General features: G+C 65.8%; 25 protein-coding genes. 8 read left to right on the top strand and 17 right to left on the bottom strand.

The window, feature by feature from the left end; translation table 11 throughout:
• The first annotated feature begins 383 nt into the window (after window positions 1-383).
• The 3 genes from soxX to soxB all read left to right on the top strand — a co-directional run bounded on the left by soxX (window position 384) and on the right by soxB (window position 3889).
• Window positions 384-767, top strand: coding sequence for a sulfur oxidation c-type cytochrome SoxX (soxX, locus tag ACLFMY_RS01370; protein ID WP_410762714.1), 384 nt, complete (start codon window positions 384-386; stop codon window positions 765-767).
• 51 nt (window positions 768-818) lie between these two features.
• Window positions 819-1682, top strand: a complete 864-nt coding sequence (soxA, locus tag ACLFMY_RS01365; RefSeq protein ID WP_410762713.1) for a sulfur oxidation c-type cytochrome SoxA — start codon at window positions 819-821, stop codon at window positions 1680-1682.
• Window positions 1683-2083: 401 nt separating this feature from the next.
• Window positions 2084-3889, top strand: coding sequence for a thiosulfohydrolase SoxB (gene soxB / locus ACLFMY_RS01360; protein WP_410762712.1), 1806 nt, complete (start codon window positions 2084-2086; stop codon window positions 3887-3889).
• Window positions 3890-3981: 92 nt separating this feature from the next.
• Here soxB and ACLFMY_RS01355 read toward each other — a convergent pair whose 3' ends face one another.
• Entirely contained in the window at window positions 3982-4506 is a 525-nt protein-coding gene (locus ACLFMY_RS01355; RefSeq protein WP_410762711.1) for an asparaginase domain-containing protein, read from the bottom strand.
• Between the two features lie 133 nt (window positions 4507-4639).
• Between ACLFMY_RS01355 and ACLFMY_RS01350 the strand changes: the two genes are divergently transcribed.
• From ACLFMY_RS01350 to moaB, 4 genes are read left to right on the top strand one after another with little or no spacing between them, the layout of a single operon-like run.
• Window positions 4640-4975 carry a DUF3579 domain-containing protein gene (locus ACLFMY_RS01350; protein WP_410762710.1) on the top strand — a complete coding sequence of 112 codons (336 nt, stop codon included), beginning with the start codon at window positions 4640-4642 and terminating at the stop codon, window positions 4973-4975.
• A gap of 4 nt (window positions 4976-4979) precedes the next feature.
• On the top strand, window positions 4980-6371 hold the full coding sequence (rimO, locus tag ACLFMY_RS01345; protein ID WP_410762709.1) for a 30S ribosomal protein S12 methylthiotransferase RimO: 1392 nt from the start codon (window positions 4980-4982) through the stop codon (window positions 6369-6371).
• Window positions 6371-6622, top strand: coding sequence for a DUF3565 domain-containing protein (locus ACLFMY_RS01340; RefSeq protein ID WP_410762708.1), 252 nt, complete (start codon window positions 6371-6373; stop codon window positions 6620-6622). The genes rimO and ACLFMY_RS01340 overlap by 1 nt, the downstream gene beginning before the upstream one ends.
• A complete protein-coding gene (gene moaB, locus ACLFMY_RS01335; RefSeq protein WP_410762707.1) occupies window positions 6619-7146 on the top strand; it encodes a molybdenum cofactor biosynthesis protein B in 528 nt (175 codons plus the stop codon). The genes ACLFMY_RS01340 and moaB overlap by 4 nt, the downstream gene beginning before the upstream one ends.
• Window positions 7147-7160: 14 nt before the next feature.
• Here moaB and ACLFMY_RS01330 read toward each other — a convergent pair whose 3' ends face one another.
• The 9 genes from ACLFMY_RS01330 to glyA all read right to left on the bottom strand — a co-directional run bounded on the left by ACLFMY_RS01330 (window position 7161) and on the right by glyA (window position 14554).
• Window positions 7161-7697, bottom strand: a complete 537-nt coding sequence (locus ACLFMY_RS01330; protein ID WP_410762706.1) for a phosphatidylglycerophosphatase A — start codon at window positions 7695-7697, stop codon at window positions 7161-7163.
• A gap of 4 nt (window positions 7698-7701) precedes the next feature.
• Window positions 7702-8664, bottom strand: coding sequence for a thiamine-phosphate kinase (gene thiL, locus ACLFMY_RS01325; RefSeq protein WP_410762705.1), 963 nt, complete (start codon window positions 8662-8664; stop codon window positions 7702-7704).
• 30 nt (window positions 8665-8694) lie between these two features.
• On the bottom strand, window positions 8695-9249 hold the full coding sequence (gene nusB / locus ACLFMY_RS01320; protein ID WP_410762704.1) for a transcription antitermination factor NusB: 555 nt from the start codon (window positions 9247-9249) through the stop codon (window positions 8695-8697).
• Entirely contained in the window at window positions 9242-9724 is a 483-nt protein-coding gene (ribE, locus tag ACLFMY_RS01315) for a 6,7-dimethyl-8-ribityllumazine synthase (RefSeq protein WP_410762703.1), read from the bottom strand. Before ribE ends, nusB begins: the two co-directional genes overlap by 8 nt.
• A gap of 24 nt (window positions 9725-9748) precedes the next feature.
• The gene (gene ribBA, locus ACLFMY_RS01310) at window positions 9749-10864 is read right to left on the bottom strand and encodes a bifunctional 3,4-dihydroxy-2-butanone-4-phosphate synthase/GTP cyclohydrolase II (protein ID WP_410762702.1); all 1116 of its coding nucleotides are present in this window, start codon (window positions 10862-10864) and stop codon (window positions 9749-9751) included.
• An 81-nt stretch (window positions 10865-10945) separates the two neighbouring features.
• Window positions 10946-11590 (bottom strand): riboflavin synthase, encoded by a 645-nt coding sequence (locus ACLFMY_RS01305; protein ID WP_410762701.1) that lies wholly within the window; start codon window positions 11588-11590, stop codon window positions 10946-10948.
• A gap of 55 nt (window positions 11591-11645) precedes the next feature.
• On the bottom strand, window positions 11646-12785 hold the full coding sequence (gene ribD / locus ACLFMY_RS01300) for a bifunctional diaminohydroxyphosphoribosylaminopyrimidine deaminase/5-amino-6-(5-phosphoribosylamino)uracil reductase RibD (protein WP_410762700.1): 1140 nt from the start codon (window positions 12783-12785) through the stop codon (window positions 11646-11648).
• The gene (gene nrdR, locus ACLFMY_RS01295) at window positions 12775-13275 is read right to left on the bottom strand and encodes a transcriptional regulator NrdR (protein WP_372592118.1); all 501 of its coding nucleotides are present in this window, start codon (window positions 13273-13275) and stop codon (window positions 12775-12777) included. The genes ribD and nrdR overlap by 11 nt, the downstream gene beginning before the upstream one ends.
• Window positions 13276-13291: 16 nt before the next feature.
• On the bottom strand, window positions 13292-14554 hold the full coding sequence (glyA, locus tag ACLFMY_RS01290) for a serine hydroxymethyltransferase (protein ID WP_410762699.1): 1263 nt from the start codon (window positions 14552-14554) through the stop codon (window positions 13292-13294).
• 348 nt (window positions 14555-14902) lie between these two features.
• Here glyA and ACLFMY_RS01285 point away from each other — a divergent pair, with 348 nt between their 5' ends.
• Window positions 14903-15391, top strand: coding sequence for a Crp/Fnr family transcriptional regulator (locus tag ACLFMY_RS01285; protein ID WP_410762698.1), 489 nt, complete (start codon window positions 14903-14905; stop codon window positions 15389-15391).
• 93 nt (window positions 15392-15484) lie between these two features.
• On the opposite strand, the gene ACLFMY_RS01280 is transcribed toward ACLFMY_RS01285, so the two are convergent.
• The 7 genes from ACLFMY_RS01280 to ccoN all read right to left on the bottom strand — a co-directional run bounded on the left by ACLFMY_RS01280 (window position 15485) and on the right by ccoN (window position 23784).
• Window positions 15485-17938, bottom strand: coding sequence for a heavy metal translocating P-type ATPase (locus tag ACLFMY_RS01280; RefSeq protein WP_410762697.1), 2454 nt, complete (start codon window positions 17936-17938; stop codon window positions 15485-15487).
• A 20-nt stretch (window positions 17939-17958) separates the two neighbouring features.
• Window positions 17959-18759, bottom strand: a complete 801-nt coding sequence (locus ACLFMY_RS01275; protein WP_410762696.1) for a FixH family protein — start codon at window positions 18757-18759, stop codon at window positions 17959-17961.
• A 55-nt stretch (window positions 18760-18814) separates the two neighbouring features.
• Window positions 18815-20242 (bottom strand): cytochrome c oxidase accessory protein CcoG, encoded by a 1428-nt coding sequence (ccoG, locus tag ACLFMY_RS01270; protein ID WP_410762695.1) that lies wholly within the window; start codon window positions 20240-20242, stop codon window positions 18815-18817.
• Between the two features lie 167 nt (window positions 20243-20409).
• Window positions 20410-21330, bottom strand: a complete 921-nt coding sequence (gene ccoP, locus ACLFMY_RS01265; RefSeq protein ID WP_410762694.1) for a cytochrome-c oxidase, cbb3-type subunit III — start codon at window positions 21328-21330, stop codon at window positions 20410-20412.
• Window positions 21311-21508, bottom strand: a complete 198-nt coding sequence (locus tag ACLFMY_RS01260; RefSeq protein WP_410762693.1) for a cbb3-type cytochrome oxidase subunit 3 — start codon at window positions 21506-21508, stop codon at window positions 21311-21313. Before ACLFMY_RS01260 ends, ccoP begins: the two co-directional genes overlap by 20 nt.
• A gap of 64 nt (window positions 21509-21572) precedes the next feature.
• Window positions 21573-22307, bottom strand: coding sequence for a cytochrome-c oxidase, cbb3-type subunit II (ccoO, locus tag ACLFMY_RS01255; RefSeq protein ID WP_410762692.1), 735 nt, complete (start codon window positions 22305-22307; stop codon window positions 21573-21575).
• A 19-nt stretch (window positions 22308-22326) separates the two neighbouring features.
• A complete protein-coding gene (gene ccoN / locus ACLFMY_RS01250) occupies window positions 22327-23784 on the bottom strand; it encodes a cytochrome-c oxidase, cbb3-type subunit I (RefSeq protein WP_410762691.1) in 1458 nt (485 codons plus the stop codon).
• Window positions 23785-23993 lie beyond the last annotated feature (209 nt).

Genomic DNA, 23993 nt, shown 5'->3' with positions numbered 1-23993 from the left:
ACTCGTGCATCACAGCCCCTGGTCGGTCGAGAAGTCTCATCCGTCCCTGCCCCCCCTGGATCTGCCCCCTTGACTCAAATAACCCAGCAAATCGCACAACTAAGCGGTCGGACAGCCGAATATCGAAAATTTCTCGCGGGATTAACGACTTGAGCCAAAAAACGCCCGTTTTGAAAAAAAACCGTGGCGCACAGACCGTCATGGCGCGCTCGAGGGGCATTGGAATTTCAACATTTTCTAATAATCAATCCATCATGTCGCCATAAATTATTTTTTATTGTCTCGAGTGTTCAGGTCACTAAAGTGGTGGGCGTCGATTCGATGAATGAGACAACTCACCAAGGCATCTCGGCGCATAGACGCGACCGCAGAGGAGGATAACAATGAAGAAGTTCACAACCGTGTTCACCACGGCAGGCGCCGCCGCACTGCTCGCGGCCGGCATGAGTTTCTCCGGTGCCACCATGGCGCAAGGCGATGAAGGCCTGTCCGATTCGGCGAAGGCGGGCAAGGAAATCGCCTTCGGCCGTGGCGCGGGCAACTGCCTGGCCTGCCACGAGATGAAGGGCGGCAACCTGGCCGGCAACATTGGCCCGGCCCTGATCGCCATGAAGGCCCGCTACCCGGAGCGCGAGGATCTCGAGGCGGTCGTTTACGACGCGCGCGAGAAGTTCGGCGAACAGACCATCATGCCGCCGTTCGGGGCCAACAACATCCTGAGCGACGAGGACATCGAGAACATCGTCGATTTCCTCTACACCCTGTAAGGGCGCCAGGACCGGACAATCAAAGACCCGAATCACGAGGAGATACTCATAATGAAACGCCTGATCTCTAGCATGATCGCCGCCAGCGTACTGGCCACCGGCGGGGCCCTTGCGGCCGACGCGGCCAACCCGTCGGATCCGGAGGAGTTCCGCCAGATGATGGTGGACTTCTACGCCGAGCGTTACCCGGATGTCCCCTTCGAGGAGTACAACAACGGCATCTACGCCATCGATGACGATGCACGTTCCCAGTGGGAAGGCATGATGGAGTTCCCGGAAACCGACGAGTATGTCGCTGCCGGCAAGGAACTGTGGGAAGACTACCGCCTGCCGAACGGCAAGCCGCTGTCCTCCTGCCTGGGCGAGGCCAAGGGCCTGCGCGCCAAGTATCCGTACTACAACGAGAAGGACGATGAGGTCCACAGTCTCGGCCTGGACATCATCAACTGCCAGAAGAACGCTGACGAAGACCCGGAAAAGGTCTGGGATCCGAAGAACAACTACAACAAGCTCGCCAATGTGCTTGCCTATCTGGCCAGCGAGTCGGCCGGCATGACCAACAAGGTCAGCATCGACAGCGAAGGCGCCAAGAAGGCCTTCAACCGCGGCAAGGAAGCCTGGTTCCGTCGCACCGGCCGTCTGGACAACTCCTGCGCCGACTGCCACCAGTACCACGGCGGCAAGTACGTGCGTGCCGAGCACCTGCACATGAACGTGGGCAACACCACCCACTTCCCCCTGTTCCGCTACAGCAAGGGCGGCATGTTCACCATCCACAAGCGGATGTACGGCTGCATCCGGGACACCGGCACCGTTCCGCCGGAGCAATACTCCGGCTACCTTCGTGATCTCGAGTTCTTCATGTCCTACGTGGACAACGATCTCGAGCTCAACGGTCCGGGTATCCGCAAGTAAGCGGCACACTCCCGAGACTCGGAAAAGCAGGCTTAGGCCTGCTTTTTTTTGGCCGAAATTCGGAGTGACCATGTCGACCGAGCCGACTCCCCGGACCCAATTGCCATGATTATCGGAACATGCCCTTGAACCTGAGTTGCGGCGAATAATCGCGACGGATCAGTAACGTAGCCGGACCACCCCGCAGCCCGCATCGCCACTGGTCCGGTATAAGTATTTTTTCTGTCGCCACCCCTCTCAGTATGATTAAATGTTCGGGTTTAGTTGCCGGGCCGAGATCGGAGGCACAAGCCTTTCCGCGACACGCGCATGCCCCGGCAACCAGGTAAAGATCGTACGGACCCCGCCCGGCACGACCGGGCAGGGACTGACCCAAACCGAAGACTGAAGGGGAGTTTCCAATGAGTCTTTCTCGTCGCGAATTTCTGCAGATGCTGGCCGTAGCCTCGGCCGCCGGTATCAACCTCGAGACCGCGCAGGCCGGCACCGGCACTCAGCGCGTCGCCAGTTCGATCAAGGCCAACAACGCCTCGAGCAACATGTACGAGGTCCCGCGCTTCGGCAACGTGTCGTTCCTTCACATGACCGACATGCACGCCCAGCTCAAGCCGGTCTACTTCCGCGAGCCGTCGATCAACCTCGGCGTCGGCGAGATGGAAGGCAACGCGCCGCACCTGGTGGGCGACAAGTTCCTCAAGCACTTCGGCCTCGAGCCGAACACCCCGGCTGCCCATGCCTTCACCTGCATCGACTTCGCCGAGGCGGCCAAGAAGTACGGGAAGGTCGGCGGTTACGCCCACCTGCTCACCCTGATCAAGCACATGCGCGAGCAGCGCCCGGGCGCCTTCCTGCTGGACGGCGGCGACAACTGGCAGGGCAACGCGCTGGCCCTGTGGACCGACGCCCAGAGCCAGATCGACGCGATGAAGATCGCCAAGCCGGACTTCTTCACCTCGCACTGGGAGGCGACCTACACCGCCGACCGCATGAAGGAAGGCATCGCCGATCTCGAAGACTCGACCGACTGCAACTTCGTCGCCCAGAACATCCGCGACTCGGACTTCAACGAGCGCGTGTTCAAGCCCTACGTCATCCGCGAGCAGAACGGCGTCAAGGTGGCGGTCGTCGGCCAGGCCTTCCCGTACACCCCGATCGCCAACCCGCGCTGGATGACCGAGGGCTGGAGCTTCGGCATCCGTGACGACGAGATGCAGGAAGCGGTCGACTCCGCCCGCGACGAGGGCGCCGAGGTAGTCGTGGTCCTGTCGCACAACGGCATGGACGTCGACATCAAGATGGCCAGCAAGGTCACCGGCATCGACGCGATCATGGGTGGCCACACCCACGACGCGGTCCCGACCCCGACCGTGGTCAAGAACTCCAGCGGCCAGACCCTGGTCTGCAACGCCGGCTCCAACGCCAAGTACCTGGGCGTGCTGGACTTCGACGTGCGCAACGGCAAGGTCCAGGACTACAAGTACCACCTGCTGCCGGTCTTCGCCGACTTCATCGAGCCGGACAAGGAGATGGCCGAGTACATCGACAAGCTGTACAAGCAGGAGATCGAGTTCGAGGGCAAGAAGTTCAACGTGGGCGAGCGCACCGGCGAGGTCCTGGCGACCAACGATGCCCTGCTCTACCGCCGCGGCAACTTCACCGGCACCTGGGACCAGCTGATCTGCGACGCGCTGATCGACGTCAACGACGCGCAGATCTCGTTCTCCCCGGGCGTCCGCTGGGGCACCTCGCTCATCCCGGGCGAGCCGATCACCTACGACGACATGATGACCCACGTCGCGCTGACCTACCCGAACGTCACGGTCAACGAGTTCACCGGCGAGCAGATCAAGGACATCCTCGAGGACGTCTGCGACAACATCTTCAACACCGACCCCTACTACCAGCAGGGTGGCGACATGGTACGCGTCGGCGGCATGCAGTACGCCTGTGCACCGAACGCCGAGAAGGGCAAGCGCATCCTGGACATGGAGCTCGACGGGGAACCGATCGACCCGAAGAAGAAGTACAAGGTCGCCGGCTGGGCCTCGGTCGCCGAGCCGGGCAACATCCCGGGCGACACCGAAGAGATGATCTGGGACCAGGTCGAGACCTGGCTGCGTGACCAGAAGCACATCAAGCCGGTCAAGCCGAACGAGCCGGTCCTCAAGGGCATGGAAGGCAACCCGGGCATCACCAAGGACTGCTGATTCCGGCGCCCCCGACAGGGGCAGCCAAACCACGAAGGCCCCGCCACTGGCGGGGCCTTTTTCGTTGGAATCGGCGAGAGCCCGCATCCCGTTCAGATCGCGCGAAATCGCCCCTGCGCCCGGTCCTTGGCCAGCCGCCCCAGCGGGCGAACCAGTCCGCTCATGGCGAGATACACCCCCGCCGACGGGCCACCCTGGACGAAGCCCAGGGCCAGGCCGACATTCAGGGCGGGCTCGACGGCGTCGATCTCGAAAGGCCGCATGGCACCGGTCAGCACCACCACCCGACCGGGCAGGCGCTGAGCGATCACCTCGGCGGTGCGCTCCATGGTGTCGGTGCCGTGAATCACGATCACGGGCGCATCGCGCCAACGCGTCCCGGCCGACTCGATGGCGCCGATGATGGCCTCCCGGTCCTCGTCCGTCATCTCGAGACTGTCCTTGCACACGGGCTGGACACGCTCGAGATCGAGGTTCTGCCGCCCACTGGCCAGGATGGCATCGAGCGCCGCGTGCCCCGGAGCGACCTGCAGCTCGCCACCGATCGGGTCGTAGCGCTTGTTGAAGGTTCCGCCGGCATCGACCAGCAGCACGGGAAGGGCGTTGGAATCGCTCACGGGGGCTCGCCTCCGGGAATACGGGTGGACCGGCGCTGCAGCGGATGCGTTTGCCGGCCAACTAAAGTAAAATGGTCGATTGATTCTAAACGACCCACCCAAATCCGGTGCACGCCGAGCACGCCACGACTTCATGGACAACCAGCCGAAACGCTACATCGTCGAGTCAGTGACCAAGGCCGGCGCCCGCTTCCGTCCCAGCGACTGGATCGATCGCATCTCGAGCTGGGATGCGACCTTCGCACAGCACCGCCTGGTCTACTCGCAACGGCTGCACCCGGTGATGATGAACGGGCAGAAGGTGCTGGCCATCGAACCGAGCCTGAAGAAGGCCAACCGGCAGATGTTCGATTCGGTGATGCAGTTCATCGAGCGAAACAACCTCAAGATGCACGTGCAGTACGCCGACGGCGAGCTCGAGGAATACGATCCGGAGAACGATCCGCTGGCCACCGCCGACACCGACTGACGTCATGACGCAGAACCCTCCCCGCATCGGCTTCATCAGCCTCGGCTGCCCCAAGGCGCTCGTCGACTCCGAACGCATCCTCACCCAGCTTCGCGCCGAAGGCTACGCGCTGTCGGACAGCTACGAGAACGCCGAGCTGGTGATCGTGAACACCTGCGGCTTCATCGATTCGGCCGTCAAGGAATCGCTGGACACGATCGGCGAGGCGCTGGACGAGAACGGCCGGGTCATCGTCACCGGCTGCCTGGGCGGTCGCGACGAGGGTGAACTGGTTCGCGAGACCCACCCCAACGTGCTGGCCGTGACCGGCCCGCAGGCCTACCGGGAAGTCATGGACGCGGTCCACCAGCACCTGGCGCCACGTTTCGACCCGTTCATCGACGTGATGCCCAAGCCGGGGAGCCAGACTCGCTCGCAGCCCGGCCAGGCCGACGATGGCATGCCCACGCTGGACGAGGCCGTCGGGGTGAAGCTCACGCCGCGTCACTACGCCTACCTCAAGATCTCCGAGGGCTGCAACCACCGCTGCAGCTTCTGCATCATCCCCGGCCTGCGCGGGGACCTGGCCAGCCGCCCGATCGGCGAGGTGATGACCGAGGCCGAGAACCTGGTCAACGCCGGCGTGCGCGAGCTGCTGGTCGTCTCCCAGGACACCAGCGCCTATGGTGTCGACACCCGCTACAAGCTCGACTTCTGGGGCGGGCGACCGCTGAAGACCCGCTTCCGCGAACTGGCGGCCGCGCTGGGCTCGCTCGACGCCTGGATACGCCTGCACTACGTCTATCCCTACCCGCACGTCGACGATGCCGTCGAGCTGATGGCCGAGGGACTGGTGCTGCCCTACCTGGACATCCCGTTCCAGCACGCGAACCACCGCATCCTCAAGCTGATGAAGCGCCCGGCCTCCAGCGAGAACGTGCTCGCACGCATCCGCAAGTGGCGGGAGATCTGCCCGGAAATCACCATCCGCTCGACGTTCATCGTCGGCTTCCCCGGAGAGACCGAGGCCGAGTTCCAGGAACTGCTGGACTTCCTCGACGAGGCCCAGCTCGACCGCGTCGGCGCCTTCGCCTACTCGCCGGTCGACGGCGCGACCGCCAACGACCTGCCCGACCCGGTCCCGGAAGACCTCAAGCAGGACCGTCTCGCCCGCTTCATGGAAAAGCAGGCGGCGATCAGCGCCGCCAAGCTGGCGAAAAAGGTGGGCCAGCGCATGCCGGTGCTCGTGGACGCGGTGGACGAGTCGGGGGCCGTCGCGCGCAGCATGGCCGACGCCCCGGAGATCGATGGTGTGGTCTACCTGCCGGAGGTCACCGACGTGGTGCCCGGCGACTTCGTCGAGGTGGAGATCGTCGAGTCCGACGAGCACGACCTCTGGGGCGTGCCGGTTCCCTGATGTCTCGACCGGACGAGCCGCCGCTGCGCGCGATCGTCTCGTTCCATCGCGACGAGGAAGGCCACTGGTTCGCCCGGCTGGAATGCGGCCACCACCAGCACACGCGCCACGACCCGCCCTGGGTCGAGCGCCCGTGGGTCGAGCACGCCGGGGGCCGGCGGCAGATGATCGGTTACCGGCTCGCCTGCAAGAAATGCGCGGACGACGCCCCGCCCGATCCGGCTCCACCCGACACAGGAGATGCGCGATGAGCCATGACGAACAACGCCCCTTCAAGCCCCTGAACATCGCGGTGCTGACCGTCTCGGACAGCCGCAGCCTGGCCGAGGACCGCTCGGGTGACCTGCTGGTCGAACGCCTCGAGACCGCCGGACATGCGCTCTACGAGCGCCGACTGCTCCCGGACGACATCTACCAGATCCGGGCAGCCGTCTCGCAGTGGATCGCCGCGGCGGACTGCGACGTGGTGATCACCACCGGCGGCACGGGGCTGACCGGCCGGGACGGCACCCCCGAGGCGGTCTCCGTGCTGTTCGACAAGACCATCGACGGCTTCGGCGAGATGTTCCGCGCGCTCTCCTTCCAGACCATCGGCAGCTCGACCCTCCAGTCGCGGGCAACCGCCGGGGTGGCCAACCGCACCTACCTGTTCGTCCTGCCCGGCTCGACCGGTGCCTGCAAGGATGCCTGGGACAACCTGATCGAAAGCCAGCTCGACTACCGCAAGCGCCCCTGCAACCTCGTCGAGCTGATGCCGCGGCTCAACGAGCGCTGAGGGCGGGGCCAGGCTCAGCCCACGAGGCTCCCGACCGCCCAGAGGCTCAGCCATACCGCCACGAGCGCATAGGCGCCGGCGAGCAGGTCGTCGAGCATGATGCCCAGCCCGCCCTCGACGTGGCGATCGAGCCAGCTGATCGGCCAGGGCTTGATCACGTCGAAGACACGGAACCAGGCAAAGACCAGCAGCAACTCCCACCACGCGGTCGGCAGCAGGACGAACACGGGCAGCACGCCCACGATCTCGTCGAAGACGATGCCGCCGTGATCGTGCACGCCAAGCCGACGGCTCGCCTCCCCGCAGATCCAAACTCCGACGACGGACAGCAGCGCGGTCAGCCCGAGGATCAGCGCGACCGTCGCGCCCTGCCCCAGCCATGGGACCAGCAACGCCGTCAGCAGCCAGCCCAGCAGCACGCCGGGCAGCGTACCGACGGTGCCCGGGGCCTTCGGTGCCAGACCGGTGCCGAAACCGAATGCCAGCCACATGGTCGGGCTTCGCCCCAGTTCGGCGACCGTCACCCTTCGCTTCGACTGCACCGCGTCCATGGATTCACTCCTCGCCGGGGAAATGGGTGTAGCCGCGGCGCGTGGGCAGCACCCGGCCGTGCCGTTCGCGGATCCCGCCGACCGGCCCCTCGACCAGCCGACCGATCATCGTGAGACCGAGCTCCGGGTCGACCTCGGTCCCCTCGGGCAGCGCCACGATCAGCTCGTAGTCGTCCCCGCCGGTGATCAGGCGGTCGATGTCCTCCGGACGGGCATCGAGCCAGTCGCGCGCCGCCGGGGACAGGGGAACGGCCGACAGGTCGATCTCCGCGCCGAGACCGCTGGCATCCAGCAGGTGACCGACGTCCTGTAGCAGACCGTCGGAACAGTCCAGTCCGGCCGATGCCGACCCCAGCAGGGCGCGACCCGCGGCCAGGCGTGGCTCGGGGCGGTCCAGCCGACCGCGCAGGTAGTCTCGAGCCGCGGCACCCAGTGCCTCGGGCACCGCGGCGGGATCCTGGACCACCATCAGCCCCAGCGCGGCGTCGCCGATGCATCCGGTCACCGCGAGCCGATCCCCGGGACGCGCCCCGCCTCGGGCGATGATCTTGCCGGCCGGCAGCGTCCCGAAGGCGGTCACCGACAGCGTGAGCACGCTCGACCCGACGGTGTCGCCGCCCACCAGGTCACAGCCCCAGCGCTCGGCCACCCGACGCAGGGCGGAGGAAAAGCGGGACAGCCAGTCGGCGTCGGTCTCGGGCAGGCCCAGCGAGAGGGTGAAGCCCAGCGGCTCGGCCCCCATGGCCGCAAGGTCGGAGAGATTGACCGCCAGCGCCTTGTGCGCGACGGCTTCGGGGGAGGTGTCGAGGGGAAAGTGCCGGCCGGCGACCAGCATGTCGGTGGTGACCACCAGCCGGGCGTCCGCCGGCGGATCGATCACCGCGGCATCGTCACCGACCGCCAGCGCCACTTCCGGACGCCGGGCCGGCCAGTCGAAATACCGGGCGATCAGGTCGAACTCGTCCATCAGCGCAGTCGGAGCCGGCCTTCAGGAGGATCAGCGGTCACGCCGCGGTTCCGTGGATCGAACCTCGTCGGCGAGCCGGTCGAGCACCCCGTTGATGTAGCGGTGGCCGTCGGTCGCGCCGAAGCGCTTGGCCAGTTCCACGGCCTCGTTGATCACGATCGCCCTCGGGACGTCGACGGCATGGATCAGTTCGAAGGCGCCCAGACGGAGGATGGCGTGCTCGATCGGGTCGAGCTCATCCACCGGCCGATCGAGGTGCGGCTCGATCGCGGCGTCCAGGTCGGCGGCATGCTGTTCCACCCCGCGCAGGATGCGGCGGAAGAAATCCAGGTCGATGCGCAGCATGAAGCTATCTTCCATGAACTGCGCCTCGAGCTGGTCCACGGGAATGGGATTCATCAGCTGCTGGTAGAGCCCCTGCGCGGCCCGCTCCCGCGCCCAGCGGCGCTGCTTGCGCGCCGGCGAGCCGCCCGGGCCCCGCTTGCCTGCGGGCTGGGAAGTCTCGTCGCCCTCGGATGACGGCCGCGAGGGATCGCGGCGGTCGGGCTCGTCCTGGGGAAAGCGCTTGATCATGGAATCAGTCAATCTGGTCGATCTGTTCGAGAAGGTTGACCATCTCGATGGCGGTGGCCGCGGCTTCCGAGCCCTTGTTGCCGGCCTTGCTGCCAGCCCGCTCCATGGCCTGGTCGACCGTGTCGGTGGTCAGCACGCCGAAGATCACCGGCATGTCGAAATCGGTGGCCACGCCGGCGATGCCCTTGGCCGCCTCGCCCGCCACGTAATCGAAATGCGGGGTGGCGCCACGGATGACCGCGCCGAGACAGATGATCGCGTCGAACTTCTCGCTCGCCGCGACCCGCTGGGCCACCAGGGGCAGCTCGAAGGCGCCCGGGGCCATGACCACGGAGATCTGCTTGGGGTCGACGCCGTGCCGGCGCAGCGTGTCGACCGCCCCATCGCGCAGCCGGTCGACCACCTGCGCGTTCCAGCGGGTCACGACAATCGCGTAGCGCCCCGCCTTGGCGGTCAGCCCGCCCTCGATCACCTGAAGATCATTCATGCTCGTCTTTCCCAAATGCGGCGGTCATTCCGCCTCGTCGTGAATGTAATCGACCACTTCCAGGCCGAAGCCGGCCAGGGCGTGGAAGTGCTTGGGCGCACTCATCACGCGCATCTTGCGCACACCCAGGTCCTTGAGAATCTGTGCCCCGACGCCGTAGTTGCGCAGCTCTTCGACCTCGGCCTCCGCACTGCCGGCAGGCTCGCTGGACTCCCAGTCCTGCAGCTGGCGAAGGAGCTCGTCCTCGCTGGGGGTCGAACGCAGCACCACCGCCACGCCCGTCTCCATGCCCGCCAGCCGGGAGAGCACGTCGGAGAACGGCCAGCCGCAATCCCGGCCCTGCGGCTCGAACAGGTCGCAGACGGCGTGATGCACGTGCACCCGCACCGGCGTCGGGGTCTCCGCGTCCGGGGTGCCGCGGACCGCGGCGAACTGCAGCTGGCCGCTGGTGCGGTCCCGGTAGGCGTGCAGGGCGAAACGACCGTGGCGCGTGTCGATCTCGGTGGAGAACTCGCGCTCGACGGAGCGTTCGTGACGCATCCGGTAGCGGATCAGGTCCTCGATCGAGCCGATTTTGATGCCGTGCTCCTCGGCGAACCGTTCCAGGTCCGGGCGGCGTGCCATGGTGCCGTCCTCGTTGAGGATCTCGACGATCACCGCGGAGGGTTCGCGCGCCTCGGCCAACCGGGCGAGGTCGACGCCGGCCTCGGTGTGACCGGCGCGCGCCAGCACCCCGCCGGGACGGGCCATCAGCGGGAACACGTGCCCCGGCTGGACCAGGTCGGAGGGCTTCGCGTCCGGGGCGACCGCGGTGCGGATGGTGGTCGCCCGGTCCGCCGCCGAGATGCCGGTGGTCACGCCGCGCGCCGCCTCGATGGAGACGGTGAAGGCCGTCTGGAAGGCCTCCCGGGTCCGGCTGACCATCAAGGGCAGCTCGAGCTGCTCGCAGCGCTGCTGGGTCAGGGTCAGGCAGATCAGGCCACGGCCGTAGCGGGCCATGAAGTTGATGTCCTCGGCACGCGTCTGCTCGGCGAGCATGACGAGATCGCCCTCGTTCTCGCGATCCTCGTCGTCGACGATGATGACCATGCGCCCGGCGCGCAGGTCGTCGAGGATTTCATCGATCGGACTGAAGCTCATACTTTCTCTCAACGCCACGTGAACCGCCATCGCGGGCAATCGGTGATTGTACCACCCTCGGGGACTTACCCGGATACCGCCTCAGGAGAGGTCCTGGTAGGGACTCTGCGCGCCCCCGGTACCCTGCCCGGCATCTCCGGCCTGCAACAGGCGCTCCAGGTAGCGGGCCATCAGGTCCACCTCGAGGTTGACCTGCCGCCCCGGCTGGTACTCGCCCATGATGGTCGCCTCGAGCGTATGGGGGATGATGGTCAGCCGGCAGCGCGTGCCGCTGACCTCGTTTACCGTCAGGCTCACCCCGTCGATGGCCAGCGAACCTTTCCTGGCGACGTAGCGAGCCAGCTCGGGCGGCACGCGCAGCCAGAACTCGGTGGCGCGGGCGTCACTGCGGCGGGAGTCGACGATCGCCAGGCCATCGACATGCCCGCTGACCAGATGCCCGCCCAGCGGGGTGGCCAGCGTCAGGGCCGGCTCGAGGTTCACGCGCGAGCCGACATCGAGCTGTCCGAGCGTGGTCAGGCGCAACGTCTCGTTGGAACAGTCCACGGAAAAGGTCGAATCGGACAGATCGGTCACCGTCAGGCACACGCCGTTGACGGCGATGCTGTCACCCAGCGCGGTGTGCTCGAGATCGAGCCCCGGGGCCTCGATGGTCAGACGGCTGTCGCCCCCCATGGGGGTGCGGGCGCGCAGCGAGCCGACGGTCTGGATGATTCCGGTGAACATGACAGGACCTCTTGCAGATGGTGGGCGTGCCGCCGGGGGCGGGGCGCGACCGGTTTCAGGCAACGGCGCGACCGGGTCGAAGCACCAGTTTCAGGTCGTCGCCGACACGGGACTCGGACACCAGGCGCCAGCGCCCCGCCCGTCCCAGCCCCTCGGGCTCGGGCAGCGCCAGCGACGGACGCGCCTGGTGCCCGAGCAACATCGGGGCCTGGTAGAGCACCAGCTCGTCGGCCAGCCCGGCGGCAACGAAGGCGCCCGCCAGCTTCGCCCCGGCCTCGACCAGCACCTCGTTGATCTCGCGGGCGGCCAGGTCCTCGAGTATGAACGAGAGATCCATGCCCTGCCCCGCCGCCCACGGGGCCTCGAACAGGGTCGCGCCACGCTTGCCGAGCGTGTCGTGATGCACGCCGGCCTGCGTATCGCGCGTGTAGATCCACACCGGCGCATCGACGTCGAACAGCGCGGCGAAGGGCGGCAGGCGCAGGCCGGAGTCCAGCACCACGCGCACCGGCTGGCGCACCGTGCCGTCGATCTCGAGTTCGTCCGCCGACAGGCGCACGTTCAGGCGGGCGCTGTCGGTCAACACCGTGTCGATCCCGGACAGCACCGCGCATTGCCGGGCCCGCAGGAACTGGACGTCCCGCCTGGCGGCCTCGCCGGTGATCCACTGGCTTTCACCGCTGGCCAGCGCGCTGCGGCCGTCCAGCGACTGGGCCACCTTGACGGTCACCCAGGGACGGCCGCGTTCCTGCCGGGAGAGAAACCCCCGGTTGAGTTCGCGGGCCGCCTCGGGAGCGGCGTTCTCGACCACGTCGATGCCGGCCCGGCGCAGGATCTCGTGCCCGCGCCCGCCGACCCGCGGGTCAGGATCGGTCATGCCGGTGACGACGCGCGCGATCCCGGCCTCGACCAGTTGCGGGGCGCATGCCGGTGTGCGGCCGACGTGACTGCAGGGCTCGAGGGTGACATACGCGGTCGCCCCGCGTGCCCGGTCTCCCGCCTCCCTCAGCGCCACCACCTCGGCGTGCGGACCGCCGGCCCGGGCATGGAATCCGTCGCCGACGATCTCGCCGTCGCGGACGATCACGCAGCCGACCCGCGGGTTGGGCGAGGTGGTATACAGCCCGCGCTCGGCCAGGGCCAGGGCCCGGGCCATCCAGTGGCGGTCGGCCGCCGTCACCGGGTCAGTTGGCATCGCCGATCAGGGGCAGCTGGTGGTCAGGATCGCTGATCACGTCGTTGGCCAGCGACTCGATCGCGTCGCGGAAGGCCTCGACGCTGTCGAAACTCAGGTACACGGAGGCGAAGCGGATGTAGGCGACGTGGTCGAGCCGGCGCAGCTGCGCCATGACCAGTTCGCCGATCTCCCGGGCGGGGATCTCCCGCTCGCCGCGGCTCCGGAGCTGCCGCTCGATCTGCTCGATGGCCTCCTCGATCCGCCGGGTGGGTACCGGCCGCTTTTCCAGCGCCCGCATCATTCCGTCCCGCAGCTTGCGCTCGTCGAAGTTCTGCCGTGCACCGTTGGACTTGACCACCCGCGGCATCTGCCGGTCGGCCCGCTCGTAGGTGGTGAATCGCTGGCCACAGGCCGGGCATTCGCGCCGACGCCGGATGGCCTCGCCGCCTTCCACCGCCCGGGAGTCGACCACCCGGGTGTCATCGTGGCCACAGATCGCGCAGTGCACGGCCGGACGCTCCCGATCAGCCCTGGTTGGCCTCGTAGACCGGCAGGCGACGGCAGAGCGCGGTCACCTTCTCGCGCACCGCCTCGATCACCGAGTCGTTCTCGATGTCGTCGATGATGTCGCACATCCAGCCGGCCAGGTCGCGGGACTCCTCGGTGCCGAAGCCGCGGGTGGTGATCGCCGCGGTGCCTACCCGGATGCCCGAGGTGACGAACGGCGACTGCGGGTCGTTGGGCACGGCGTTCTTGTTGACCGTGATGTGGGCGCGGCCCAGCGCCTCGTCGACCGCCTTGCCGGTCAGGCCGCGCTTGACGAAGCTGACCAGGAACAGGTGGTTGTCGGTGCCGCCGGAGACCACGTCGATGCCGCGCTCGACGAACACCTTCGCCATGGTCCGGGCGTTGTCGATCACCTGCTGCTGGTAGGTCTTGAACTCCGGCTCCATCGCCTCCTTGAAGGCCACCGCCTTGCCGGCGATCGCGTGCATCAGCGGCCCGCCCTGCGAACCGGGGAAGATGCGCGACTGGAATTTCTTCTCCAGGTCCGGGTTGGCCTTGGCCACGATGATCCCGCCGCGCGGGCCACGCAGCGTCTTGTGCGTGGTCGAGGTGACCACGTGGGCGTGCGGCACCGGGTTCGGGTAGAGGCCGGCGGCGACCAGACCCGAGACGTGGGCCATGTCGACCATCAGGTAGGCACCGACCGAGTCGGCGATCTCGCGGAAGCGCGCCCAGTCCATCACCCGCGAGTAGGCGGAGAAGCCGGCAATGATCATCTTCGGCTGGTGCTCTTTCGCCAAGCGCTCGACCTCGTCGTAGTCGACGTAACCCTCGGCGTCGATGCCGTACTGCACGGCGTGGTAGATGCGCCCGGAGAAGTTCGGCTTGGCACCGTGGGTCAGGTGGCCGCCGGCGTCGAGGCTCATGCCCAGCACGGTGTCACCCGGCTCGACCAGTGCCTGGAAGACCGCGGCGTTGGCCTGCGAGCCGGAGTGCGGCTGGACGTTGGCGTAGTCGGCACCGAAGAGCTGCTTGGCCCGGTCGATGGCCAGCTGCTCGGCGACGTCGACGTACTCGCAGCCACCGTAGTAGCGCTTGCCGGGATAGCCTTCGGCGTACTTGTTGGTGAGCACGGAGCCCTGGGCCTCCATGACGCGCGGGCTGGCGTAGTTCTCGGAGGCGATCAACTCGACGTGATCCTCCTGGCGGCGCACCTCGGCGTCGATCGCGTCGGCGAGTTCCGGGTCGTAACCCGCGATGGTCATGGATTTGGCGAACATGATTCGGCTCCTGAAAAACGTCAACTCAAACTCTGGTGCGCCGATCGCTCGACGCCTGCAAATACGAGCGGCCGCCCCCACCGGGAAGGCGACCGGAATTTGTCCGGGATTCTAGCATGTTGGAAGGCCTCGCCCCCGTCGGGGGCCCGGGCCGTCATTTTCGGCCCCGGATGCGACCGCGACAAGCGCGCCCGCTGCATGCAAAACATGAACGCGGGTTTGCACGGCGGCCCGCACGGCGGGATCGACAAAAACGCGCGGGGTCGCGACAATGGATGCATCCCGGACCACCGGCCGACCGGAATGGCCCGTGCCGCCATCACGACTTTCTAAGGGAGCCCGAACGCGATGATGACCGACAACGACCGCGATGCCCTGGTCGATTTTCTCGCCCGGCATGTCGACACGCAGATCCTGACCCACGCCGAGGTCAGCGCCTTTCTCGACTTCTGCGACTTCGAGATCATCGAGCGTGGCCAGATCATCGCCGACATCGGCGAGGTGGGCGAGTCGCTCTACTTCCTGCTCGACGGCACGGCCGAACTGATCGTCGGCCCGACCACCAACGAGGTCCCGGTCGGCCAGATCCACGCCGGCGAGATGCTGGGCGAGATGAGTTTCTTCGACCGCCAGCCGCGCAACGTCCGGATGCGGGCCCGCTCCTCGGTGCGACTGCTCCGGCTGCCGCGAGAGAAGTACAACCGCCTGCGCCTCGAGCACCCCGTCTTCACGGTGCTGCTGCTCGAGTACGCGATCGTCAGCCTCGATCACCTCTATCGGCGCACCAGCACCGACGTCGCACAGCTCAACCAGTACATCCACAGCATGGGCGGCTGAACGGGGACGCCGACGGGCTCGCCTTCACCCCCGGAGGGGAACTTGCATGCTCCCCTCTTCTCCCGTCGCTTTCCTTCCGACACGTTGCACCGGTCAGCCGCGCCGCAGCCGCAGCGCGTTGCCGATCACGGCGATCGAGCTGAGCGACATACCGATGGCCGCCAGCCAGGGCTGCACGAATCCCAGTGCGGCGACGGGGATCGCGATGCCGTTGTACCAGACCGACCAGGTAAGGTTCTGGTGGATCACGCCCATGGTCCGCCGGGCATAGGTGATCGCGAATGCCGTCTCCGCCACCCGATCGTTGAGCAGCACCATGTCGGCACTGTGCTTGGCCACGGCCGTGCCGCCACCCATGGCCATGGACACATCGGCGCGTGCCAGCACGGGCGCGTCGTTCACGCCGTCCCCCACCATCAGCACCCGGGCACCGTCGGCCTGCAAGCGGGCCACCCGGTCCATCTTGTCCTCGGGCAGCAGGCCGCCGACGGCATGATCGACGCCCAGGCGCCTGCCGATCATCTCGGCCCGCGCGGGGTGATCACCGGAAAGCAGCGAAACCTCGACCCCGGCCTCCTTGAGGCGGCGCACGGCCTCGGCCGCGTCCTCGCGCAACTCGTCACCGAGCACGGCGCGGGCCACTGCCTGGCGGCCGCGGGCCACCCAGACAACCAGTTCGTCGACCGCCGCCCCGGTCCGGGGCATCTCCACGCCGAGCTCCTCCATCAGGCGGACATTGCCCACGGCGAAGGTCTCCCCGTCGATGCGGCCGGTGACACCCAGGCCGCTGCGACTCTCCACGTCACCCACCCGGACCGGGGACCGACCGCGCCCCTCGCCCCAGGCATGCAACGCGCGCCCCACCGGGTGGTCGGCGTACTGCTCGAGCCCGGCGACGATACCCCCCAGGCGATCCTCGTCGAGGTCGCCAAGGGGCTCCACCCGGCGCACGATCAGTTCGCCGCTGGTCAACGTGCCGGTCTTGTCGAAGACGACGTGCGTGACCTTCGCGAGCGTCTCCATCGCCTGGCCACGGCTGACCAGCAGGCCGGAACGGGTCAGCCGGCCCACGGAGACCGCGATGGCCGCCGGTGTGGCCAGCGAGAGTGAACAGGGGCAGGTGATCGCGAGGATGGCCACGGCGATCCAGAACGCCCTTGAGGGGTCGATGACAAGCCAGGCGGCCGTGACCAGCGCGGTGGTGACGAGCAGGCCGACGACGAACTTGCGCGCGAAGCGGTCGGCCACCTCGGCGATGCGCGGCTTTTGCGACTGGGCCCGGTCGATCAGCCGGACGATCGACGAGACCATGGTGTCCTGTCCGACCTTCTCGACGCGCACGACCAGCGGGCTCTCGGTGTTGACCGTGCCGGCCGAGACCTCGTCGCCCACGGTCTTCGTCTCGGGAATACTCTCGCCGGTCAGCATGGCCGCGTTCACGCCGCTGGTTCCCTCGAGCACCACCCCGTCAGCCGGTACCGGTCCGCCGGGACGCACGAGGATGCGGTCCCCCGGCACCAGGTCGAAGGCCGGGATGACGGCCACCGTGCCGTCGGGCTCGAACCGGTTGGCCACCTGGGGGACGAGCTTGTTCAGCGACTCGGAGAGCTCGCCCGCCTTGTGCCGGGCACCCTGCTCCAGGAACCGGCCGGCCAGCAACAGGAAGACGAACATGGTCACCGAATCGAAGTAGACCTCGCCGCTGCGGGTGAGCACCGCGTAGACGCTGCCGCTGTAGGCCAGCAGGATGCTGATGGAAACCGGCAGGTCCATGCTCACGCGTCGCTGCTTGAGGTCCCGCCAGGCCGGGCGGAAGAACGCCTGGCCGGAATAGAGCACGATCGGGGTGGACAGGACCAGGCTGACCCACCAGAAGAAGTAGCGCAGGTCATCCGAGAGATCGAGGAAGTCGCCGAAGTACAGCGACATCGAGATCATCATCACCTGCAGGTAGACCAGCCCGGCGACCGCCAGGCGTCGCATCATGTCGTGGCGCTCGCGGCGGTAGACACGGTCCTGCCGGTTCGGGTCGTAGGGATAGGCCCGGTAGCCGATGGAGGCGATCGCCTTGAGGATGTCGCTCAGCTGGACCTGGCGGTTGTCCCAGACCACCTGGGCGCGATGGGTGGAGAAGTTGACCGAGAACGACTCCACGCCGGGCAACTGCCTCACGTGTTTCTCCGACAGCCAGATGCAGGCCGCGCAGACGATTCCCTCGAGAATCAGCGAGGCCTCGCGCCGGTCACCCTCCCGGTTGGCGACGAAGGACTTCTGCATCTCGGGGCGGTCGTAGATCGACAGCTCCTCGAGCACGCGCTGGAGATCGTCATCCGGCCGCGGCGAGGCCTCCGTGCGGTGACGGTAGTAGTCCTCCATGTCGGCCTCGACGATCGCCTGGGCAACCGCCTGGCACCCAGGACAGCACATGTCGCGCTCCTCCCCGAGCACGCAGGTGCGGTAATCCGCCCCCGGGGGAACCGGCAGGCCGCAATGGAAACAGGACGGCGCTCCCCCGACCGGGGCCGCTTCGCTTCGTGTGTCGGTCATGACGCGTTCAGCGAACCGGATCAGCGATCAGCAACGTCGGTCCAGCCCCGCAGCGTGTGGGTCGCCTCGCCACGCGTGATGTCGACCATCACTTCCCAGCGGCCGGGATGACTGGGCTCCACCATGGCCTGATACAGGCCGGGTCCGACCTCCGTGAGGACCTGGTCGAAGTCCAGTCGGTCGCTGGCCGGACGCATGAAGCTGGCCGTTACCTCCGCATCGGCGACGGGCTCGCCCTCGGCATCCCGCACTTCCACGCGGAAGGGTGTCTCCTTCCCGGCTACCGGGTCGTCAACCCAGCCTCGGCCGACCTGCCAGCCACGGCGGGACTGCTCCTCGAGCGCCTGGTCGTATGCGCGGAATTCCGAGTACTTCTCCTGGAAGTCGTGCGCCACCGTGCCGGGGAAGAAGGACGTGGCGACGGGGCCGCCCTGCGGCTCGGGCAGCAGCTGCTTGGCCGCGCCGGCTGACAGGCCGTTGGTCGCCAGGGTGAGGAAGATCGAGTTGAGCAGGATGATCACCGCGAAGAAGGCGATGATCGTGGCCGGGCCGGCATGAAAGGTCATCTTTTCCGCGGCAGCGTTCCGCGGCGGAGAGATCAGCCCGAGGATGAAGGCGGTCATCACCAGCACCGCGGAGACCATCGCCACCACGTCGATACCCGGCCAGCGCAGGATCGCGAACGGCGCGTAGGCGGCAAGCGCCAGCACGCCCAGGATGAACGCGATCTGTCGCCCGGCCGTCGGAAAGCGGCCACGCAGCAGGAAGAAGAGGATCGGGATCAGGATGACGCCGATCCCGGCAGGCATCAATACAGGCATGAGTCAGGAATCCAGGAAGTTTGGGCGCGACGGCCATTCAGGCCGCCGCACCGGATCATTGAAAGACGAAAGTCGCACTGTGAACCAGAGGGTCGAGCTTGCCTCCCTGCTCGTCGAGAACGAACTCGATGTCCTTGCGTTGGACTCCCGCCTCGCGTGGCGCACGCACGTGCACCAGGTACTGCCTCGATCCGTCGGCGGGGATGTCGAACGTCTCGAAGTCGCCCACGACACTCACTTCGGCATTATCCAGGCCGCGAAGCTCCAACTCGAACACCAGGTCTTCCTGCAACTTGTTGTTGACCTTGACGTTGTAGTTGTTCTGGATTTGTCCGTCCGACAGCACGGTGAACAGCGGCTGACGCACCTGCTGCACCGACACGTCGGCGGGCGCCCGGGCGAAGATGCCGTACAGCAGGAGCGCGGTCGCCGCCAGCGTGGCGACCCCGTACCCGATCGTGCGGAACTTGAGGAGATTGGGCTTCTCCCCGGTCTCAAGCTCCTGTTCCGACGCGTAACGGATAAGTCCGGTGGGCCAGCCTCGCTTGCTCATGATCTGATCGCAGGCGTCGATGCAGAGCCCGCAGGAAATGCACTCGAGTTGCAGGCCGTCCCGAATATCGATCCCCGTCGGACAGACCTGCACACAGAGCTTGCAGTCGATGCAGTCACCCACGCCCTGCGCATGACGCTCCTCGAGAGTCATCAGCCCCTGCTTGAGCGGCTGTCGACCGGCTTCTCCCTCGCCACGCTTGGCGTCGTAGGAAACCAGCAGGGTCTCCTTGTCGAACATCACACTCTGGAAGCGAGCGTAGGGGCACATGTAGATGCACACCTGCTCCCGGGCAAACCCGGCGGCAAGCAGGGTAGTGACCGTGAGGATCCCCGTGGTGATGTAGGCCGCGTTGGCCGCATCCAGCGTGAAGAAGTCCACGAACAACCGAGGCGCATCCGCCCAGTATGCGGTGAAGGTGAACCCCGTCCAGAAGGCGATTGCCGTCCAGATGGCGACCGTGAGCCCCTTCTTGGCGACTTTCTCGCCATTCCAGGGCTGCTTCTCCAGGCGCATGCGCTTGTTGCGGTCGCCCTGCACCAGCGCCTCGACCTTCATGAACACATCTGTCCAGAGCGTCTGGAAACAGAAGTAGCCACAGAACGCGCGGCCCACCAGGCCGGTGACGAAGAACAGCAGCCAGGCGGCCAGGATCAGGAACCCGGCCAGCAGGAACATGTCCTGCGGATGGATGACGAGATCGAAAAGGTAATAGCGGCGCTCCGGAATGTCGAACATGACCGCCTGTCCCGGTCCCGTCCCGCCCCGGTCCCAGCGCACCCAGGGCAGCAGGAAGAACACGCCGTAGGCCACCAGCAGCACGAGATCCTTGAACCGGCGAAACCGACCTCGGATCGCCTTCGGGTGAATCGGCTCACGCTTGGCATAGAGCTGTTCAGCGTTGTAGCTCGGATCGTTCTCGGTGGCCATCTTCACCCTCCCTTATGCATAACAAGAGGCATTCTATACCCCATTGTTTGTATGGTTAAACACCGTGCACCTTCCCGACACCCCGCTCCCTGCCCGAGGTGCATACAGAAACACCGGCATGATGCCGGTGTTCCTTCACTTGCAGCTGGGTTGCGTGATCCGGCGGATCAGTTGCCCCCGAGCTGCCGGACGTAGATGGCCAGCATGCGGACCTGCGTGTCGCTGAGGCGATCGCCGAATCCGGGCATCTCCCGCTCGATACCGTTGTTGACGACGTGCTTGATCTCGTCGATCTTGCAGGCGGTATCATCACCGCATCCCGGCACATCGGCGACGTCCCAGATGGCGTCGGTGAGGTTGGGAGCGCCCATCGACTCCTTGCCCTTGCCTTCGGCACCGTGGCACCCGGCGCAGCTGGAAAAGGACTCCTTGCCGCGACTGGCCGCTTCGTCGCTTACATCGGCCGCATCCGACAGACTCAGCACGTACTTGGCGAGGTCGTCGATCTTGTCCTCGGGTACGTTCTGAGCCGGCATGTTGCCCTTGATACCGTTCTTGATCTTGTCAGCGATGGTCTCGTAGGAATTGCCGTGCAGCCAGTCGTTGTCCGCCAGGTTCGGGAACAGCCCGACCTTGCCCTGGCCACCGGCGCCGTGACATGCGGCACAGTAGTCGCCGAAGGTGCCGTGGCCGACCGAGAGCGCGAACTGCAGAGTATCGGGATCCTCCTCGATCTCGTCGAAGCTCATGCCTTCGACTCGCCCCACCCACTCCTTTTGCGCCACCGCAGACGGGCTGGTCTGCATGTCGCGGGTGAACAGCGCGCGGGTGTTCCAGTGTTCGGAGACCGTTTCCTCTTCCCCCGCCTCGTTCTCGACGGTGTACTCGACCGAACCCATACCCTTGGTGTAGGTATCGCCGTAAGGCCACGCCGGATAGAGGATCCAGTAGACGACCGAGAATACGATGGTCACGTAGAAGGCCCACAGCCACCAGCGGGGCAAGGGGTTGTTGTATTCGCGCAGATCGCCGTCCCAGACGTGCCCGGTGGTCTCGACCTGCCCCTGCTTATTTTCCGTTTGACTCATCTTTCTTCACCTGTTGTTTCTTATGCTGCGTGGGGTCGAGCTCGTCGTCGTCCATGAAGGGAATGTCCTTGTAGGACTCCAGCCGCTGCTTGCGCCGCTTGCCGGTGTAGACGTACAGGATGATTCCCACGAAGGCACTGAAGAACAGGATCAGCGCCAACGGCTTGCTGTTCTCCATGTTGCCCAACCACGCAAAAATATCGCCAATCAAGAGATCACCTCGGCGGTGGCGGTTTCAAGTATTAACGGAACTGGTTGAAGTGGCCTTCTTCGTACTTCGAGAAGTCGACCATCGTGCCCAGCACTTGCAGGTAAGCCACGAGGGCATCCATTTCGGTGATCTGGTCCGGGTTGCCGTCCCAGTTCTCCTCATCAGCCTGGCTCTTCAGGACGTCGGTCGCATTCGAGACGTGCAGCTTGTCCGCCATCTCTTTGCCGAACTCCTCGACGTTGGCGTCGTACTCTTCCTGGCTCTGCGAGTACGGGACACCGACGCGCTTGAGCGCGACCATGCGGTCCTCGATCTGGCTGTAGTCGAGTTCGTTCTCCAGCAGCCACGGGTAGCCCGGCATGATGGACTCGGGGACCAGCGATTGCGGGTCGACCAGATGCTGGGTCTGCCATTCGTTGGAGTACTTGCCGCCCACGCGCGCCAGGTCCGGACCGGTGCGCTTGGAGCCCCACTGGAACGGGTGGTCGTACTGCGACTCCGCCGCCAGCGAGTAATGGCCGTAGCGCAGTTGTTCGTCACGGAACGGGCGGATCATCTGCGAATGGCAGGTGTAGCAGCCCTCGCGAACGTAGATATCCCGACCCCGCAGCTCCAGCGGGGTGTAGGGGCGGACGCCGTCCACTTCCTCGACCGTCTCCTCGATGTGGAACAGCGGGACGATCTCGATCAGGCCGCCGATGCTGATGGCCGCCAGCGTCAGGACGATCAGCAGACCGGAGTTGATTTCAATGCTTTCGTGTTTCATTCACCTAACCTCAATCCATTTAGCGTGCGGCGGCAGCGACGGCGTCACGACCTTCGGCAGATGCCGGCTGGCGGGCACCCGAGATCGTCATGTACAGGTTGTACGACATCAGCAGCATGCCCGACAGGAAGAACATCCCACCGATCGCACGCACCACGTATGGAATGTGCATGAACGAGACGGTCTCGATGAAGGTGTAGGCGAGGTTGCCGTACTGGTCGAAGGCGCGCAGCATCAGGCCCTGGCCGATACCGGCGACCCACATGGAGACGATGTAGAGCACGACCCCGATCGTGGCCAGCCAGAAGTGCACGAACACCAACTTGGTGGAGTGCAGCGTCGTGCCCCAGAGGCGCGGAATGAGGTGATAGAACGAACCGATGGTGATCATGGCCACCCAGCCCAGCGCACCGGAGTGGACGTGGCCGACGGTCCAGTCGGTGTAGTGCGACAGTGCATTGACGGACTTGAGCGACATCATCGGACCTTCAAAGGTCGACATGCCGTAGAAGGCCAGCGCGGTGATCAGGAACAGCATGATCGGGTCGGTCCGCAGCTTCTCCCAGGCACCCGACAGGGTCATGATGCCGTTGATCATGCCACCCCAGGACGGCAGGAGCAGCAGGATGGAGAAGGTGGCGGCCAGGGTGGAGACCCAGTCCGGCAGTGCGGTCCAGTGCAGGTGGTGTGCACCGACCCACATGTACAGGAACGACAGTGCCCAGAAGTGGACGATCGACAGGCGGTAGGAGTAGATCGGGCGACCGGCCTGCTTGGGCACGAAGTAGTACATCATGCCGAGGAACGCGGCAGTCAGGAAGAAGCCGACGGCATTGTGGCCGTACCACCACTGGGTCATCGCGTCCTGGACACCGCCGAAGAGCGCGTAGGACTCGAGGCTGTTCCAGGCGACCGGCACCTGCAGGTTGTTGAAGATGTGCAGCAGCGCGGTGGCCAGGATGAAGGCCATGAAGAACCAGTTCGCCACGTAGATGTGCGGCTGGCTGCGCTTGACCAGGGTCATGGCGTACACGATGAAGTAGATCACCCAGGTCACGGCGATCACCAGGTCGACCGGCCAGACGAACTCGGCATACTCGCGGCTCTGCGTGTAGCCGGCCATGTAGAGGATGACGCCGAACAGGATCGAAAGCTGCCAGCCCCAGAAGGTCAGCTCGGGCATCAGATTGCCGCCCCAGAGCCGTGCCTGGCAGGTGCGCTGCACGATGTAGTAGGACGTCGCGAACAGCGCGCTACCACCGAAGCCGAAGATGACCAGCGTCGTGTGCACCGGGCGCAGCCGGCCGAACGTGATCTCGGCGATGTTGAAATTCAAAAACGGCCATGCCAGCTCACTGGCAATGTAGACACCGGCAAGCATCCCCAACACGCCCCAAATCATGGCCATGATGGCGAATTTCTTGACGATGCCGTAGTTGTACTGCTCGGTTGCGACCGAAGCTGTTGTGGTGGACATCGTGACCCCTCCAGACTTTTAGGTTCATCCCGGCCAGATCGGCCAGACCCTTTTTCTTCGACGGGCAATGATAATCCAATCCACCCCGGACAAAAACCTATGAATTTACTTCATTAACCGAGACCCGGGGGCACAAGATCGTGCACTTTCAATCAGTTAGCACCACAATCAAACCGGGTAATAAAAAAACCATATACGGGATTGTTAAT

The organism is Guyparkeria sp. (assembly GCF_046545975.1).
Taxonomy (GTDB): Bacteria; Pseudomonadota; Gammaproteobacteria; order Halothiobacillales; family Halothiobacillaceae; genus Guyparkeria.
Note: the sequence above shows the minus strand (reverse complement) of the source record. Positions and strands in the feature narration are given on the sequence as shown.

Coding starts and splice junctions, on each gene's coding strand:
- soxX (WP_410762714.1), top strand. CDS start 384: ATGAAGAAGTTCACAACCGTGTTCACCACGGCAGGCGCCGCCGCACTG.
- soxA (WP_410762713.1), top strand. CDS start 819: ATGAAACGCCTGATCTCTAGCATGATCGCCGCCAGCGTACTGGCCACC.
- soxB (WP_410762712.1), top strand. CDS start 2,084: ATGAGTCTTTCTCGTCGCGAATTTCTGCAGATGCTGGCCGTAGCCTCG.
- ACLFMY_RS01350 (WP_410762710.1), top strand. CDS start 4,640: ATGGACAACCAGCCGAAACGCTACATCGTCGAGTCAGTGACCAAGGCC.
- rimO (WP_410762709.1), top strand. CDS start 4,980: ATGACGCAGAACCCTCCCCGCATCGGCTTCATCAGCCTCGGCTGCCCC.
- ACLFMY_RS01340 (WP_410762708.1), top strand. CDS start 6,371: ATGTCTCGACCGGACGAGCCGCCGCTGCGCGCGATCGTCTCGTTCCAT.
- moaB (WP_410762707.1), top strand. CDS start 6,619: ATGAGCCATGACGAACAACGCCCCTTCAAGCCCCTGAACATCGCGGTG.
- ACLFMY_RS01330 (WP_410762706.1), bottom strand. CDS start 7,697: ATGGACGCGGTGCAGTCGAAGCGAAGGGTGACGGTCGCCGAACTGGGG.
- thiL (WP_410762705.1), bottom strand. CDS start 8,664: ATGGACGAGTTCGACCTGATCGCCCGGTATTTCGACTGGCCGGCCCGG.
- ribE (WP_410762703.1), bottom strand. CDS start 9,724: ATGAATGATCTTCAGGTGATCGAGGGCGGGCTGACCGCCAAGGCGGGG.
- ribBA (WP_410762702.1), bottom strand. CDS start 10,864: ATGAGCTTCAGTCCGATCGATGAAATCCTCGACGACCTGCGCGCCGGG.
- ACLFMY_RS01305 (WP_410762701.1), bottom strand. CDS start 11,590: ATGTTCACCGGAATCATCCAGACCGTCGGCTCGCTGCGCGCCCGCACC.
- ribD (WP_410762700.1), bottom strand. CDS start 12,785: ATGCCAACTGACCCGGTGACGGCGGCCGACCGCCACTGGATGGCCCGG.
- glyA (WP_410762699.1), bottom strand. CDS start 14,554: ATGTTCGCCAAATCCATGACCATCGCGGGTTACGACCCGGAACTCGCC.
- ACLFMY_RS01285 (WP_410762698.1), top strand. CDS start 14,903: ATGATGACCGACAACGACCGCGATGCCCTGGTCGATTTTCTCGCCCGG.
- ACLFMY_RS01280 (WP_410762697.1), bottom strand. CDS start 17,938: ATGACCGACACACGAAGCGAAGCGGCCCCGGTCGGGGGAGCGCCGTCC.
- ACLFMY_RS01275 (WP_410762696.1), bottom strand. CDS start 18,759: ATGCCTGTATTGATGCCTGCCGGGATCGGCGTCATCCTGATCCCGATC.
- ccoG (WP_410762695.1), bottom strand. CDS start 20,242: ATGGCCACCGAGAACGATCCGAGCTACAACGCTGAACAGCTCTATGCC.
- ccoP (WP_410762694.1), bottom strand. CDS start 21,330: ATGAGTCAAACGGAAAATAAGCAGGGGCAGGTCGAGACCACCGGGCAC.
- ACLFMY_RS01260 (WP_410762693.1), bottom strand. CDS start 21,508: ATGGAGAACAGCAAGCCGTTGGCGCTGATCCTGTTCTTCAGTGCCTTC.
- ccoO (WP_410762692.1), bottom strand. CDS start 22,307: ATGAAACACGAAAGCATTGAAATCAACTCCGGTCTGCTGATCGTCCTG.
- ccoN (WP_410762691.1), bottom strand. CDS start 23,784: ATGTCCACCACAACAGCTTCGGTCGCAACCGAGCAGTACAACTACGGC.